9 protein-coding genes are annotated in these 14,739 nt (G+C 46.1%); 6 read left to right on the top strand and 3 right to left on the bottom strand.

Going from position 1 to position 14,739, the window contains the following annotated elements; genetic code table 11:
* Nucleotides 1-92: 92 nt before the first annotated feature.
* Complete coding sequence (locus ACKU40_RS19350; RefSeq protein ID WP_320174410.1) at nt 93-1,442, top strand: radical SAM/SPASM domain-containing protein; 1,350 nt, start codon at nt 93-95, stop codon at nt 1,440-1,442.
* Nucleotides 1,443-1,501: 59 nt separating this feature from the next.
* Here the strand turns inward: ACKU40_RS19350 and ACKU40_RS19355 are convergent, their stop codons facing one another.
* The gene (locus tag ACKU40_RS19355; protein WP_407944342.1) at nt 1,502-2,296 is read right to left on the bottom strand and encodes a DeoR/GlpR family DNA-binding transcription regulator; all 795 of its coding nucleotides are present in this window, start codon (nt 2,294-2,296) and stop codon (nt 1,502-1,504) included.
* A 619-nt stretch (nt 2,297-2,915) separates the two neighbouring features.
* On the opposite strand from ACKU40_RS19355, the gene ACKU40_RS19360 reads away from it, so the two are divergent.
* The 3 genes from ACKU40_RS19360 to glpK all read left to right on the top strand — a co-directional run bounded on the left by ACKU40_RS19360 (nt 2,916) and on the right by glpK (nt 7,417).
* Nucleotides 2,916-4,478, top strand: a complete 1,563-nt coding sequence (locus tag ACKU40_RS19360; RefSeq protein WP_320174412.1) for a glycerol-3-phosphate dehydrogenase/oxidase — start codon at nt 2,916-2,918, stop codon at nt 4,476-4,478.
* A 658-nt stretch (nt 4,479-5,136) separates the two neighbouring features.
* Nucleotides 5,137-5,844: an MIP/aquaporin family protein gene (locus ACKU40_RS19365; protein WP_320174413.1), complete on the top strand. Its 708-nt coding sequence runs from the start codon at nt 5,137-5,139 to the stop codon at nt 5,842-5,844.
* An 85-nt stretch (nt 5,845-5,929) separates the two neighbouring features.
* Nucleotides 5,930-7,417 carry a glycerol kinase GlpK gene (gene glpK, locus ACKU40_RS19370; protein WP_320174414.1) on the top strand — a complete coding sequence of 496 codons (1,488 nt, stop codon included), beginning with the start codon at nt 5,930-5,932 and terminating at the stop codon, nt 7,415-7,417.
* Nucleotides 7,418-7,508: 91 nt separating this feature from the next.
* On the opposite strand, the gene ACKU40_RS19375 is transcribed toward glpK, so the two are convergent.
* Nucleotides 7,509-9,401: a DUF3365 domain-containing protein gene (locus ACKU40_RS19375; protein ID WP_320174415.1), complete on the bottom strand. Its 1,893-nt coding sequence runs from the start codon at nt 9,399-9,401 to the stop codon at nt 7,509-7,511.
* A 122-nt stretch (nt 9,402-9,523) separates the two neighbouring features.
* The gene (locus tag ACKU40_RS19380; protein WP_320174416.1) at nt 9,524-11,194 is read right to left on the bottom strand and encodes a DUF389 domain-containing protein; all 1,671 of its coding nucleotides are present in this window, start codon (nt 11,192-11,194) and stop codon (nt 9,524-9,526) included.
* A gap of 198 nt (nt 11,195-11,392) precedes the next feature.
* On the opposite strand from ACKU40_RS19380, the gene ACKU40_RS19385 reads away from it, so the two are divergent.
* Nucleotides 11,393-12,538 carry an ABC transporter substrate-binding protein gene (locus tag ACKU40_RS19385; protein WP_320174417.1) on the top strand — a complete coding sequence of 382 codons (1,146 nt, stop codon included), beginning with the start codon at nt 11,393-11,395 and terminating at the stop codon, nt 12,536-12,538.
* The gene (locus ACKU40_RS19390; RefSeq protein ID WP_320174418.1) at nt 12,535-14,727 is read left to right on the top strand and encodes an ATP-binding protein; all 2,193 of its coding nucleotides are present in this window, start codon (nt 12,535-12,537) and stop codon (nt 14,725-14,727) included. Before ACKU40_RS19385 ends, ACKU40_RS19390 begins: the two co-directional genes overlap by 4 nt.
* Nucleotides 14,728-14,739: the final 12 nt, after the last annotated feature.

The raw sequence follows: 14,739 nt of genomic DNA on the forward strand, positions 1-14,739 counted from the left end.
TTGACTTTTGCGACTTATTATGGAATTTCTTAGCTTTGCTGTTTGGCAAAAAAAGAAAATTAAAATGAACTTAATATATGAGGGTGGGTGGCATGTTGAAAAGAATTGCTGACGGTCCCGTTGAATTATTTCCTGCATCTTTTCGCAATTATCCTGCACAGCTTCAGGTGGAAGTAACCACTCGTTGCAATATGAACTGCTCCATGTGTGTAAAATATGCACCCGAAAGCGATATTTCCGAAACGGATTTGAGTTTTGAAGATTTCAAGAAACTCGGACCGGCCTTAGAGCATTGCGCGAAGCTGGTCCTGAACGGCATCGGCGAGCCCTTGCTGCATCCTGATCTGGCGGCAATGGCCTCATTTGCCCGCGAACGCATGCCGGAGCATGGTTCTATCGGTTTCCAAACCAACGGGCTGCTATTCATTGAACAACGGGCCCGGGAGCTGGTGGATGCCGGGGTGGACACTTTCTGTGTCTCCGTTGATTCACTGGATTCATCGGCAACAGAAGGGGAGTTGCACGGGCAGTCCAGTACAGACCGTCTGGCGCGCACATTTTCACTTTTGAATCAGGCCGCACAGGAAAGCGGGAAAAAGATCAGGCTGGGCGCGGAATTCGTGCTTATGGCCGATACATATAAGCAGTTGCCAGATGTTATCAGCTGGGCCGCCGGGCAGGGAGTGGAGTTCATTCTTTGCTCTCATGTTTTGGCCTACCATAAGTCTATGCAGGAACAATCCCTGTTCAATCCCAATACCCCCGCAGCGGTTGAAATTTTTGATAAATGGAAAAACATTGCCCGTGAACGCGGGCAGGATCTGCAGAATTATTTTAATTTCGTCTGGACTCCAGGACGGAGCATGAAGCGGGAGCAGCTTTTCGATCTGATTCGTGAAATGCGTGCAGAAGCAGAAAGTCGTGATGTATGGATTAATCTGCGCAGCCTTGCAGATTGGGATCAGCGCAATCAGACAGAAGATTATCGCAAGTTGAGGGAAATATATGCCTGTTCGGAAAAGTTAGCTGCAGAGCTTGGAGTGAAATTGCGTTTGCCGCCGCTTATGGCTGAAAACGAATTACGATGTTCATTTATTGAAGATGGAGTTTCGTTTATCACCTCAAAAGGTGAAGTCTCGCCTTGTCAGTTTCTCTGGCATAGTTGTACCTGTTTTCTGGACGGCAGTGAAAAACTGCTTCGTCAGAAACAATTCGGAAATATTGCTGACACTGATCTTGCTGAAATCTGGAGTTCTCTACCTTATAAGCTCTTTCGTGCCGAGGTCCTTGAATACGAATATCCTTACTGTTCCAACTGCCCCATGGTGCCATGTGACGACATTATCGGACGCAGCAATGAGTTTGAGGTTGATTGTCTGGGAGTGGAAGTTCCGTGCGGACATTGTCCATGGGCCATGGGCGGATTGAAGTGCCTGATGTGATCGCTTTTTTTGAAAATGAACATTAAATGAAAAAGGCGGCTCGTGCGAGCCGCCTTTTTTTATTCTTCGGTTTCGGAATCACGTTCAGTTACGTAGAGTTCCACTTCTTTACTTTTCATAAGGTCGCAGAAAACTTGCGGTGGACGCTTGTCGGTAAATATGGCGTCGATTTCAGCGAGATCGGCAATGCGGACCATGGCGTTACGGTTGAACTTGGTGTGGTCGGTAACCAGAAAGATGTTGCGGGCATTATTGATGATTTCGCGGGCCACGCGCACTTCGTGGTAATCGTAGTCGAGCAGGGTGCCGTCTTCATCTATGCCGGAAACACCGATAATACCGTAATCCACTTTGAATTGTTTGATGAATTCAACAGTGGCTTCACCGGTGATACCCTTGTCGCGCTGGCGGACCATACCTCCGGCCACGATTACTTCGCAGTCGTTGTTGCTCATGGTTTGAGCAACGTTGAGGTTGTTGGTGATGATGCGTAGCGATTTGTGGTTGGAAAGGGCTTTGGCTACTTCCTCGGTGGTTGTTCCGATATTAATGAACATGGAAGCATGTTCAGGAATATGTTTGGCAACCATTTCAGCTATGAGCCGTTTCTCTTGATGAAGGATATTTCTGCGTGCACTGTAATCAACATTTTCAACACTGGAAGCTCTGCCTGCTCCGCCATGAAAGCGTTGCAGAAGGTTGTTTTTACAGAGTTTGTTGATGTCACGTCTTATTGTCTGGGGAGTTACTTCAAAATGCTGTGCAAGGGACTCAATGGGAGTGAAGCCTCTTTCATTTACAATGTTAAAGATTTCCCGTTGTCTTTTGGATAATGATTCGAGGTTGAACTTCATGCCTTTTTGTTTTCTTTTTTGTCTTTCAGTCAAAGCGACCGCTCCTTCCTTTCACCACCGAACAATTTTGCTTATATAATGAGAGACTTCGGTATTTTTTGGTTGTTTTTCTACCCAAAGGTATTCATTTCATGTAAAATGAAAATTGATCGTTAATAACATTTCTTTAGCAGTAGTCGCGCTCACAAGCAAGGTAAACCATTTCCTTTTTATTTTAGGTAAAGTTCTCTATTGATCATTTTCTTTTTCCAAATGAAAAAAAGTGCTAAGTTAGAAGATTATAAAAGGTTTTGGTCGCTGAGAATGGGAAATTAATGCTTTTTTTGATTCGCTGATCGAAAATCTATTTTTGGTCGTAAAGGCTGGTTTTTATTTTCTTTTTATACAAAAGTCTTGCAAAATGAAAATAAATTCTTGTCATATTGTTTTCAATATGTCACATTTTGTTCAAAAGCGAAACGGAAAGAGGTGGTTTAGAAATTTTCGGCGTTTCGTTTTGAAATTATGATGTGAGGGAGGAATCCGAACTTTCGAAAGGTTTTTAGCCTCGGTTTCGGGTTCGTATATTCATTACAATTTTTATCCACCGTTCGCGGTCGGTTTATAGAGTGGGTGTTGCATGAAACGTTCAGATTATATTCAGCAGATGGAAGATAGCTCAAAAGTCTGGGATTTCATTATTATAGGTGGTGGTGCTACCGGTCTCGGTTCCGGTCTTGATGCTGCTGCCCGTGGTTATTCCGTTCTTCTTCTTGAGCAGGGCGATTTCGCCGAAGCTACTTCCAGCCGTAGTACCAAAATGGTTCACGGTGGTGTCAGATACCTTGCTCAGGGTAATATTTCTCTGGTTATGGAAGCCCTGTACGAGCGTGGAATTCTCAAACAGAACGCTCCGCACATGTGCTACAACCAGAAATTCATCGTGCCCGACTATAAATGGTGGGGTCTTCCTTACTACGGTATCGGTCTGAAATGTTATGACATGCTGGCCAGAAAATACAGCTTCGGTCCTTCCCAGATCTTTACTAAAGGTAAAGTAATGCAGGAAGTTCCCGGTGTTCTCGCTAAAGGTCTTAAAGGCGGCGTGACCTACCATGACGGTCAGTTCGACGATGCTCGTCTTGCTCTCACTCTCGCCCGCACCATGGCTGATATGGGCGGTTGCCCCATGAACCACACCAGGGTTACCAGCCTCGTTAAGAACTCCACCGGTTATGTCTGTGGTGTTCAGGCTGAAGATAAGCTTTCCGGCAAAACCTACGAGCTCAAAGCCAAGGCTGTGATCAACGCCACCGGTATTTTCACCGATGACGTTATGAACATGGATAACCCCGAGCATAAGAAACTGATCGCACCCAGCCAGGGTATTCATATCGTTATCGATCGTGAATTCCTCGGTGGCGAAACCGGTATCATGGTTCCCAAGACCGATGATGGCCGTGTAATTTTCTTCGTGCCCTGGCACGGCAAGGTTGTTGTGGGTACCACCGATACCGCTCTTGACGGTGTTTGCATGGAGCCCAAACCTCTTGAAGAGGAAATCAACTTCCTCGTTGAGCATTCTGCACGTTATCTTGCAAAGGCTCCTACCCGCGCTGATGTACGCAGTGTTTTCACCGGTATCCGTCCCCTTATCGCAGCAGGTGATTCCGAATCCACCTCCGCACTTTCAAGGGACCATTACCTGACTGTATCTCCCAATAAACTGCTGACTATCGCCGGTGGTAAATGGACAACTTACAGACATATGGCTGAAGACTGCATTGATAACGCAATCCAGATGGGCGGCCTGCCTTTCCGTCCCTGCGTGACCAAGAATGTAAAGCTGCATGGCTATACTGAAGAGTTTGATCACAACGATCATATGCATGTTTACGGTAGCGAAGCTGCTGAAATTATGGCTCTGGCTGAAGAATACCCCGAGCTCAATGCCCGCATGCATGAAAGACTGCCTTACTCCTGGCTCGAAGTTGTCTGGGCTGCACGTCACGAATGGGCACATAACGTTGGTGATGCACTGGCTCGCAGGACCAGAGCGCTGATCATCGATGCTAAGGCTGCTAATGAAGTTGCGCCCAAAGCTGCTGAAATCATGGCTAAAGAGCTTGGTAAAGATGAAGCTTGGGTCAAAGAGCAGGTTGAACAGTTCCAGGAGCTGGCTAAGAACTACATTGTAGACTAACATAATATATTGCGATTTCACGGTTCGGGTGTTGATGTATCCCTACTGCATCAACACCCATCCGGACTATTGCATGAACATATTTCGCACTGTTTTTAGTGCACAATATTCTCCAAAGAACGATGGGGGGCTTCCCTACCCCCGTCACCACTTCCCTTTGCCGTCGGTCGCCTGGGCCGACGGCTTCTTTTTTTTCATTTAAGTGCAAAAAAATAGTGTGTCCATGTTGGAAATCGAGTATATTCCATCTCAATTTCTTTACTCAGGTGTTCATTTAGTATGCATAAGTGCTTACATTGGATCGTTTGTGTTAACATGTGTGCGTCTTTTTCGTTTCAGGTAAAAGGGACGTAGATGTTGTTGTGTTTCATAAAACCAGTGCTACTGGCGGGTAAGGAGGTGTTAGAAGAGAAAATATATTTCGGAAATAGATGTTGCAACTGTTTAATATCAAACTATTTTTGCTAAACCGAAAGTCTAAAGTGAAAATTTCTTTTCGATTTTGAACATTATGGGGTTGATTTTTTGTTTGTTACAAAATAGTGTTAACTCATAGGAAATGGAAAAAGCGTGAGATATATTCGAGCGCGAGGTGGTATTCGTTTCCGAAAAGAAACGAATTTGTGTTTTAACTGCTTTAAGAGATGTGGGAGTGATTATGAGTCCTTTCTTAGGCGAAGTAATTGGTACTTTGATTCTTACCCTTTTCGGTTGCGGCGTAGTTGCCAACGTCCTTCTTGAAAAATCCAAAGGTCAGAACGGTGGTTGGATTGTCATCACCATGGGTTGGGGATTTGCAGTAACATTTGCAATCTACGTAGCCGGTAAATATTCCGGTGCACACATCAACCCTGCTGTTACCGTTGGTCTTGCTGCCGGTGGATATTTCCCTTGGGCACAGGTTCCCCTCTACATTGCCGGCCAGATGCTCGGCGCATTCCTCGGTGCAGTAATCTGCTACCTTACTTACAAATGCCACTGGGAACCCACTCAGGATGCAGGCCTTAAACTGGCTGTATTCTCCACCGGTCCCGCTATTCCCTGCACCGCGGAAAACTTCCTCTGCGAATTTATCGGCACCTTCTTCCTGGTATTCATCATCCTTGGTATCGGTGCCAACGAATTCACTCAGGGTCTTAACCCCCTGATCGTAGGTTTCTTCATCGTATCCATCGGCCTCTCTCTTGGTGGCCCCACCGGTTACGCTATCAACCCTGCTCGTGACCTCGGTCCCCGTATTGCTCACGCTGTTCTTCCCATCCCGGGTAAAGGCAGCAGCGACTGGGGATACTCCTGGATTCCTGTTGTAGCCCCTCTCTGCGGCGGTGTTGCAGGTGCTCTGGTTTACAAAGCTCTTGTCGGCTAAATTTCACGATTGATAGATAGAACTTAAATGATAATACGGGGTGAAGTTTTGCTTCACCCCTAATTACCAAAAGGGGAAATTTAAAATGGAAAAGAAATACGTACTTTCAATTGACCAGGGTACTACCAGCTCTCGCGCAATCATTTTCGACAAAGCTGGTCAGATCGTAAAAGTTACCCAGAAAGAATTCACCCAGATTTTTCCCAATCCGGGTTGGGTTGAGCACGACGCTAGTGAAATCTGGTCTTCCGTTCAGTCCGTAGTTGCTGAAGCCCTCTCCGACGTTCCTGCTGCAGAAATCGCAGCTATCGGTATCACCAACCAGCGTGAAACCACTGTTGTTTGGGATAAGAACACCGGTAAGCCCGTATACAACGCAATCGTATGGCAGTCCCGCCAGACCATGGACATCTGCAACGATCTTAAAGCAAAAGGTCTTGATCCCGTTGTTCGTGAAAAAACCGGTCTGCTCATCGACGCATACTTCTCCGGTACCAAAGTAAAATGGATCCTCGACAACGTTGAAGGCGCCCGTGCAAAAGCAGAAGCCGGCGACCTTCTCTTCGGTACCATTGACACTTGGCTGGTTTGGAAGCTCACCGGCGGCGCAGTTCACGTAACTGACTACACCAACGCTTCCCGTACTCTCATGTACAACATCCACGAACTCAAGTGGGACGAAGAAATCCTCGAAGCTCTTAATGTTCCTGCTTCCATGCTTCCCGAAGTTCGTCCTTCCTCCGAAGTATACGGTAACACCCACAAAGATAAGTTCCAGGGCCTCGAAATCCCCATCTCCGGTATGGCCGGTGACCAGCAGGCAGCTCTGTTCGGTCAGGCTTGCTTCGAAGAAGGTATGGCTAAGAACACCTACGGTACCGGTTGCTTCATGCTCATGAACACCGGTGAAAAAGCAGTTCCCTCCAAGAACGGCCTGCTGACCACCATCGCATGGGGTGTTGACGGTAAAGTTGAATACGCTCTTGAAGGTTCCATCTTCGTAGCAGGTTCCGCTGTTCAGTGGCTGCGCGACGGTATGAGAATGTTCCGCGACGCTAAAGATTCCGAACTCTACGCAACCCGCGTACAGAGCTCCGAAGGCGTTTACATGGTTCCCGCATTTGTTGGTCTCGGTGCTCCTTACTGGGATTCCGAAGTTCGCGGTGCAATGTTCGGTCTGACCCGTGGTACCACCAAAGAACATTTTGTTCGTGCTACCCTTGAGTCCCTCTGCTACCAGACCAAAGATGTTCTCTCCGCAATGGAAGCTGACTCCGGTATCGAACTGGCAAGACTTCGCGTTGACGGCGGTGCAGTAGCTAACGACCTGTTGCTCCAGATCCAGTCCGATTTCCTCGGTGTTCCTGTTGAGCGTCCTCTGTGCATTGAAACCACCGCTCTCGGTGCTGCATACCTCGCAGGTCTGGCAGTTGGTTTCTGGGCAGACAAGAACGACATCAAAAAGAACTTCGGCATTGACCGTGAGTTCGATCCTAAAATGGAAGAAACCGAAGCTGCAAAGCTGTACGAAGGCTGGCAGAAAGCTGTTGAAGCTACCATGGTTTTCAAATAGTAGAACATACGCAGCTTAACCGCTGTATCTCACTGTATATAAGAGGGGGCTCTGTGCAAACGGAGCCCCCTCTGCTTTTGATGTATGCTGCTTATTTAAGGGGGAGCTTGATTGTGAACTTTGTCCACTCACCGGGAACCGAATTCACTTCCATAATTCCGTTATGCTGGTCGGAAATAATAAAATAGGACACTGAGAGCCCCAAACCAGTACCCTTGCCCACACCTTTGGTGGTAAAAAAAGGATCAAAAATCCTGTTTACCGGGTCTATAACGATCCCCGGTCCATTGTCTTCGATTTCTGTGATAGCCATTCCGTCTTCGGATTTAATACGGCAGATGAATCTAGGTTGCTCATGTTCGTAGTTTTTTTCGCTCATAGCTTCTGCACCGTTCTTAAGCAGGTTGAGGAACACCTGTTGTATTTCGTTGCCATCGCAAAGAACAGCAGGAGTATTTTCATCGTACTGGCGAATGATTTCAATTTTTCGGAAGTCATAATGCTTTTTCAAATTGTAGTCGTTGGCTACCAGTTCAATGGTTTTCTCAAGCAGTTCGTCCAATTGGCAGCTTCTGCTAATCTTATCACTTTTGCGGCTGAAGCTGAGCATATTGGAAACTATTTTTGCTGCACGGTTTCCTGATTCCTTAATCCCGCTGAGCATCTTTGGAATTTGGCGCTTGTCCATGTACGCGCGTAAGTTCACGAGCGAAATTCCGCATTCAGTGGCAACGCTTTTGTTCGTTTCTATATCACTGAACAAGCGTTTCTCTATGTTTTGCGCATGTCCTAAAATACCGGCCAGAGGATTGTTGATTTCATGGGCCATCCCTGCGGCCAGCCCGCCCACAGACATCATTTTTTCAGACTGGATCATCATTTGTTCCAGATTCATACGCTCGGTCACATCATCAATGCGGATGACTGCGCCTTCAACCCCGTTGGCGATTAACGGGTAAATAGTGATGTCGTCGTAGCGGGTTGTTCCGGAGTCGGTTTTCGTTTGTAATGAGTCAGTTTCGATAACCCGGTTTTTCATTGCCATAAGAATTCTTTCCAACTCATTATGCATATCCGGAAGGGCTTGAGATAGAGGGAGGCCGACAGCTTCACTCGAGCTGATGCGGCTTATTTTTTCGGCTTCCATATTCCAGTGGGTGATTTTTCCTTCCGGGTCCACTCCGACAAGAATTGACGGCATTGAGTTGATGATATTGGCCAGATAGTTTTTAGTCTTGGCCAATTCATCTTCAGCTTTGCAGCGAGCCCGTTCATAACGGCTCAGGGTGTTGAAGACGATGATTATGGATAGTATCCCGGCAATCCAGATTGTTATGAATGAGTTATTGGTCTCGGCAATAAACGCTTTCATGGTTTGCTGGTATCCAGACATCGGAACAGTTACGCTAATGCCCCCTCTGATATCGCCTTTTTTGTATCCTTGCTGTGCATGGCATTTAAGGCATTTTTCTTCCGTTATCATGGGCCGCATGAAATGCAGAACCGGCCTTTCATTTTCTGTAGCTAGTGCGTGAAAATCAGCAGGATTGTTTTTAAATGTCTTTAAGACCTTGGCTTCCCATTCAGACGGTCCGTTGCCGGGGCGTATGGGGGTAAGGCTGGTTATATGGCCCTGCAAACCGGCATCTTCATCCATCATCCCGTATACCATGCGCATCATGTAAGCAGGGTTTATCATGGTCATTACTTCGCCGTCAGTCGTAAGAACATCGCGCTGCGGCACATGGAGATACTCGTTAGGCTGAAGTTTTGAGGATACTCCGGCGTAAAGACCTCCCAACCCAGCTACCCAGCGGCGGTAGGTGAGGTCTTTTTCAAAGGCCACCTCTGCTTCTTTCAGGGCAGATCTGTATATGTTGTCTTTTTCAGCCTGAACAATTCTGTTGTAAAAGAAAAATATGGACCCGGTCCAAACCAACGCAAATATCAGGCCTAAAAGAAGTAGTTTCTGATAGTATTTCAATCGTTCGTCCCGCTGCTAAGTTTATAATCTTAATTATCATAACAAATAGCGGGAAAGGCATCCAGACTGATCTGGATTTAAATTGTTATCTTAGACTTTTTGATATTTACAGAATGGATTCTCTATTGCAAATCAAGGCGTTTGATCTGGTGTGTGGTGTTAAAGAATTCAAGGGGTTTGATGCCGTCATTTTCAATGACCCCTTCTGTCTTCGAATACACATAAAGTTTGACTGGTGCCGAAAGCATGTCGCTAAGCTTCATTTCTATCTTTTTAATTTCCTTGCTTTGGACAAGGCGTGCCCCGGTCACATCCGCCATGATTTTCCATCCTTTCTCCATTGGCTGGGCCTCAACATGGATTGGGAATATGTTTCTCAGTTCACCGATTAATTTTGCCGCTTGTTGCTCAATTGTTTTGGCTTGCGGTGATTCTTTCCCTGAATAGTGGACTCCGAAAAGATTTCTGCCGTTGCGGGTTATGTCATAACTTTTGTAGTAGCGGATGATCAGCGAGAGATTCTTTACTCCGGTATTCTTACGTAGCACATTCTCCAGTTTTTCAACTGATTCCGGTAGCGGGCGTTCAGGACCGCTGATCTCGATAATCAGGCCCGGACCGCTTTTCAGCTTTGTGTAGTTGATGCCTGAAAGGGTGTACCATGGGTATTCGGATATGATGCTGCGGAGCAGGAGTTCAGCCTGTTCCAGAATCATAGCGCTTTGCTCCAGCTTTATATGTTGTTTTTTGGCATGAGCGTTGAGCAGGGCGCTTGTAGATTGCGGTGAGGATGAAATACTCTGGGTAATGCTGGTGCGGACAATGATTTTCACCGGTTTATGAAGAGCTTGCGATGCGTGTTCTTCCATTGTTTTTATAGCCTTGGCCTTGAGTGACGTTGGACCGTTAAGAGTAATGAAACCGTTCACTGCGCCTGCATCTATTTCATGGCTTACCTTTTCAATGGTTGTATTAGGGATTGATGTAATGGCTTGGGTTGCCACGGTACGCAAGCTGTTGTCGATCTGGCGTGAGATGGCAACCTCCACGAGGGATTTAGTCAGGAAGGCTGCAACAATGATCAGTCCCACTGTGGTAATGGAAAAATGCTTTATCAGTCGCGGCAGGGGTTCATCTTCGGAATGGGGTATAAATCCGGTAATAATAAAGAGCACGCTGGCAACAGAAAGAATAACCAGAAAGTTTGCGAAAAATAGCAGGAAAGCTCCCCATCCGTCAGAATATTGATGAAGGGCAATGCAAAGTCCGCTGGCACATAGCGGCGGGACAAGGGAGGTTGCTATAGCGATTCCGGGCATGACCGGGCTTACCCGTTCGTCAATGAGGGCGACTGTTCCGGCTATTCCGGCAAAAGCGGCAACTCCAAGATCAAGCAGGTTGGGTTTTGTCCTTGATATTACTTCATGGGTCAGTTCAAAGAAGATCGGGAGGCTTCCGATAAGTATGCCGCCCAAAATTCCGATCAAAATTCCGGCTGTTACCGAAAAGACAGAAGCGCGGATGAGGCTCATTTCTCCACGCACTAATCCAAGTGAAAGCCCGAAAATAGGTGTCATCAAGGGTGAAACAAGCATAGCTCCGATGACTACAGCGGGGCTGTCGGCTGTAAGACCTATGGATGCAATGAAGGCAGCTACGCCCATGAGCAGATAATACATGCCGCGCGGAACGGAATTGCGGGTAATGTCGGCTATAAGAAATTCACGGCGAACATCGCTGACAAATAGCAACGGTGGTCTTGTTGCGTTTTTACGTATGAATTTGATTCCCATATGTTCTCCGCATGTGCCTTTTAGTTGATTTAAATAAGATGAAAATACGTCTAAGCAGGGGATGGGTCAACCGGGGTAAGTGTTAACCTGCCTCTACTTATGCTGGGGCAGGCTTTTTTATTTATCATTCTTGGCGTTCAGTCTCCTTTCAGGTTATACTGTGTGTAAGTTCTTGTGGCCTTAATGCAGGAGGAGCGAATGTTGAGAAATTATTTCCAGTCGGCTGAAAAGGGCGTCTTTGTATGGCTGTTGTTCCTTTGTCTGTCATTGAGCGCATGTTCGGATGATCCCATCCGTCTAGGCTTTTCAGGAACCCTCAAGGGTAAATATTCTGATTTAGGCGTTCAGGGCCGTAACGGGGCATTGCTGGCTGTTGAGGACATCAATGAAGCAGGAGGTATTGACGGTCGCAGGATTGAGTTCCTTGTCCGTGATGATCACAATACTCCTGAAGGGGCAGTTAAGGCAGATGAAGAACTTATTGCCGAAGGAGTCTCCGCAATTATCGGTCATATGACCAGTTCGCAATCTATGGTGGCTGTTCGTGATATGGAAGACATTGGGGTTGTTTATATCTCTCCAACCACCTCAACCCCTTTGTTGCAAGGGATTAAGGATAACTTTTTCAGAGTAATCCCGACTCTTACAGATTTATCTAAAGGTCTGGCGGAGTACTCAGCGGATAGGCTTGGTAAGAAAAGATTGGCAGTAGTCTGGGATATTTCAAATCAGGCATTCTCAGCTACCTATAAAGATGTATTTGTTGAAAAATTTGCAGCGAAGGGTGGTAAACTTGTTGGTGAGGTAACGTTCGGTGAACAAAAAGGTTCCATAGACTGGCAGAAAATTGTCGATGAATTGAAGAGCATTAATCCAGATGTAGTGGTCATGGTCACATCGGCACGTGATTTAGCCGGTTTTGCTCAGTTCTGCACCCTGAATAAAACAAATTGGACAATTCTGAGCAGTATGTGGGGTTATACCAAAGAATTGATTCAGACCGGCGGTAAAAGCGTCGAAGGGATAATCTTTGTAGTCCATTTTGCAGAAGACGACCCGGAAGAACTTTACGTAGATTTTAAGGATAGATTTATTAAGCGGTTTGGTTGGGCTCCGAATTTCGCAGCTGTCTTCGGCTATCAGGCAGTGCAGGTATTTGCTGAGGCAGTGAAAAGGAACGGGGGACGTACAAAAGGTCTGGCTGCTGTAATTCCCGGAATCGGCTTTGAGAATAGTTTGATAGGATCGTTTGAAATTGATGATTTCGGTGATGTAAAGCACACCGGACATATTGTGACCGTTAAAAACGGTAATTTCGTCACAGTATCAAAGAGAGAGAAATGAGCAGGGCTTCGGTTGTTGAAATTTTTCAGAGCAAGCTGGTTCAATGGATTCTTGTGCCAGGCTTGATAATGACAGTCATTCTGGTTTCGATTGTGGGATTTAATCAGATCAGTATCCTGGAGAGGGAGATCGTGCATCTTTCCAGATCCCTGTCCCGCAATGTGGAATTTTATATTGATGGCGCAGAAGATGTCCTGCGTTCAGTGGCTATCATGAGCGGAGAAGGTGATGTTGATAATCTCCGGAATTATTTTAGTGGACTTCATGAACGTTTCGGACAGTTTGACCGTCTCATTCTTCTGGATAAAAATGAAAATATCATAGCAGTGGCTCCGCATGGAATTAAGGGGGTTGATTTTCCAATCCGGTTCAGCGCTTCGGATAAAGCCAAGCGGGTACTGACCTCTCCCATCCTCTCTCCGCATTCCGGAAAGCTGGTTGTTTATATAAGTATACCGGTGCAGGATGGCGGAAAGCTGGTGGCTGAGCTGGATCTCGGTGCCTTGCAGAAATTTATTTACGGATTCTTGTCTTCTAACAGGATAATAATCCTCGCAGACTCATATGGTAACCTGATTGTTCATCCTGATCGTGAACTGGTTAAAATACAGGCCAATGTCGGCAACTTGGATATCTTTAAAAAAAGACTGGAGCCCGGTGATGTGGAATTCTATCGGTCTGAGAACAGCCTTTTCTTTGGCCGTGTTGTTAATATCACCGGAACCGGCTGGAAGCTTCTGGTCGGGTGTACTGCCTACTATCTGTTTCAACCCGTAATTGCTCTAGGTTTGTTGATAGGTCTCTTGGTTGTATTTTTCTTCATGGTACTGCTTTTTGCATTGAAAAAAGAGTTCCGCGAAGCCGTAGTGACTCCGTTGGTGGGCTATGTCAGGAAACTTTCTGCTGTTGCCGACGGCAACTATCCCACATCTGCTTCACAGGAGAGCGGTTTTGTCGAGCTGGATGAATTGGGCAGGGTCTTTGATTCTATGGCCGAACAGGTTCGTGAACGCGAACATGACCTTATTGTTTCCAAAAGATATTTCCAGAGTGTCATTGATTCCATGCCTTCAGCCTTGATCTGGGTTAATGAGGATATGGATGTCTGCCAGTGTAATAACCGTGCATTGGAGTTGTTCAATCTTGATTCAACTGAGATTGAGCCGGAAAATGTGGAAAGTTTTTTTTCCGGCCGCGAAGATATTGTGAATGCGATTGCCGAAGCAAAGAAATACAATTTTCCAAAAACCATTGAGCGGTCTGTAATCAGAGAAGATTCGTCAGAGATATTTGATGTTACGGCTTTTCCATTGCGAGGTTTTGAGGTCAAAGGGGTGGTGGTCAGGATTGATGATGTCACAGCCCGGGTGCGCATGGAAGAAGTTATGGTTCAGACTGAAAAAATGATGTCTGTGGGTGGACTTGCAGCAGGAATGGCCCATGAAATCAATAATCCTCTCGGCGGTATAGTGCAGGGGGCTCAGAATTTGGAGCGTAAGTTTTCTCCTGATATAAAAGCCAATGTTGATGCCGCAAATGAAGCAGGATGTTCGCTGGAGGCTATGCAGGAATATCTTGAATCCCGTAAGGTCACCCCTGTCATCAGAGGGATTAAGGATTCCGGGATGCGGGCAGCCAGAATTGTTTCCAATATGTTGAAATTCAGCAAGCCCGGAAAAAATATAATAACAACTGTTAATGTTCACGATTTGATTGAAGATTCTTTGGAACTTTCAGCCAAGGATTATGATTTAAAGCGTAAATATGACTTCACACATATAAATATAGTGCGCGATTTTTCCCCAGATGTTTCGAATATAGTCTGTTCACAGACCGAGATTGAGCAGGTCTTATTCAATCTTTTTAAGAATTCTGCACAGGCCATGCGTGAACATGGTTTTTACGGTTCAACACCAGAGATTTATGTGCGCACGCGCAGCAGCGGAGACTCTGTTGTTATTGAAATTGAAGATAATGGTCCCGGAATAAAGGGAGAGATTCGGAAAAGAATTTTTGAGCCATTCTTTACTACCAAGCCGGCCGGTGTAGGAACCGGTTTGGGGCTTTCAGTCTCATATTTCATAATCACGCAGAATCATGGTGGAACTTTTACGGTCAGTTCTGTTCCCGGTCAGGGAGCACGGTTTACCATTACCCTTCCCGTGCAAAAAGGGGGAGCAGTCAGTTAATAAAGTAGAACT

The sequence above is a fragment of the Maridesulfovibrio sp. genome (genome assembly GCF_963666665.1).
Taxonomy (GTDB): domain Bacteria; phylum Desulfobacterota; class Desulfovibrionia; order Desulfovibrionales; family Desulfovibrionaceae; genus Maridesulfovibrio.

What these genes read in the sequence shown, in the direction of transcription:
- ACKU40_RS19350 (WP_320174410.1), top strand. Translation starts at nt 93, where the DNA reads ATGTTGAAAAGAATTGCTGACGGTCCCGTTGAATTATTTCCTGCATCT.
- ACKU40_RS19355 (WP_407944342.1), bottom strand. Translation starts at nt 2,296, where the DNA reads ATGAAGTTCAACCTCGAATCATTATCCAAAAGACAACGGGAAATCTTT.
- ACKU40_RS19360 (WP_320174412.1), top strand. Translation starts at nt 2,916, where the DNA reads ATGAAACGTTCAGATTATATTCAGCAGATGGAAGATAGCTCAAAAGTC.
- ACKU40_RS19365 (WP_320174413.1), top strand. Translation starts at nt 5,137, where the DNA reads ATGAGTCCTTTCTTAGGCGAAGTAATTGGTACTTTGATTCTTACCCTT.
- glpK (WP_320174414.1), top strand. Translation starts at nt 5,930, where the DNA reads ATGGAAAAGAAATACGTACTTTCAATTGACCAGGGTACTACCAGCTCT.
- ACKU40_RS19380 (WP_320174416.1), bottom strand. Translation starts at nt 11,194, where the DNA reads ATGGGAATCAAATTCATACGTAAAAACGCAACAAGACCACCGTTGCTA.
- ACKU40_RS19385 (WP_320174417.1), top strand. Translation starts at nt 11,393, where the DNA reads ATGTTGAGAAATTATTTCCAGTCGGCTGAAAAGGGCGTCTTTGTATGG.
- ACKU40_RS19390 (WP_320174418.1), top strand. Translation starts at nt 12,535, where the DNA reads ATGAGCAGGGCTTCGGTTGTTGAAATTTTTCAGAGCAAGCTGGTTCAA.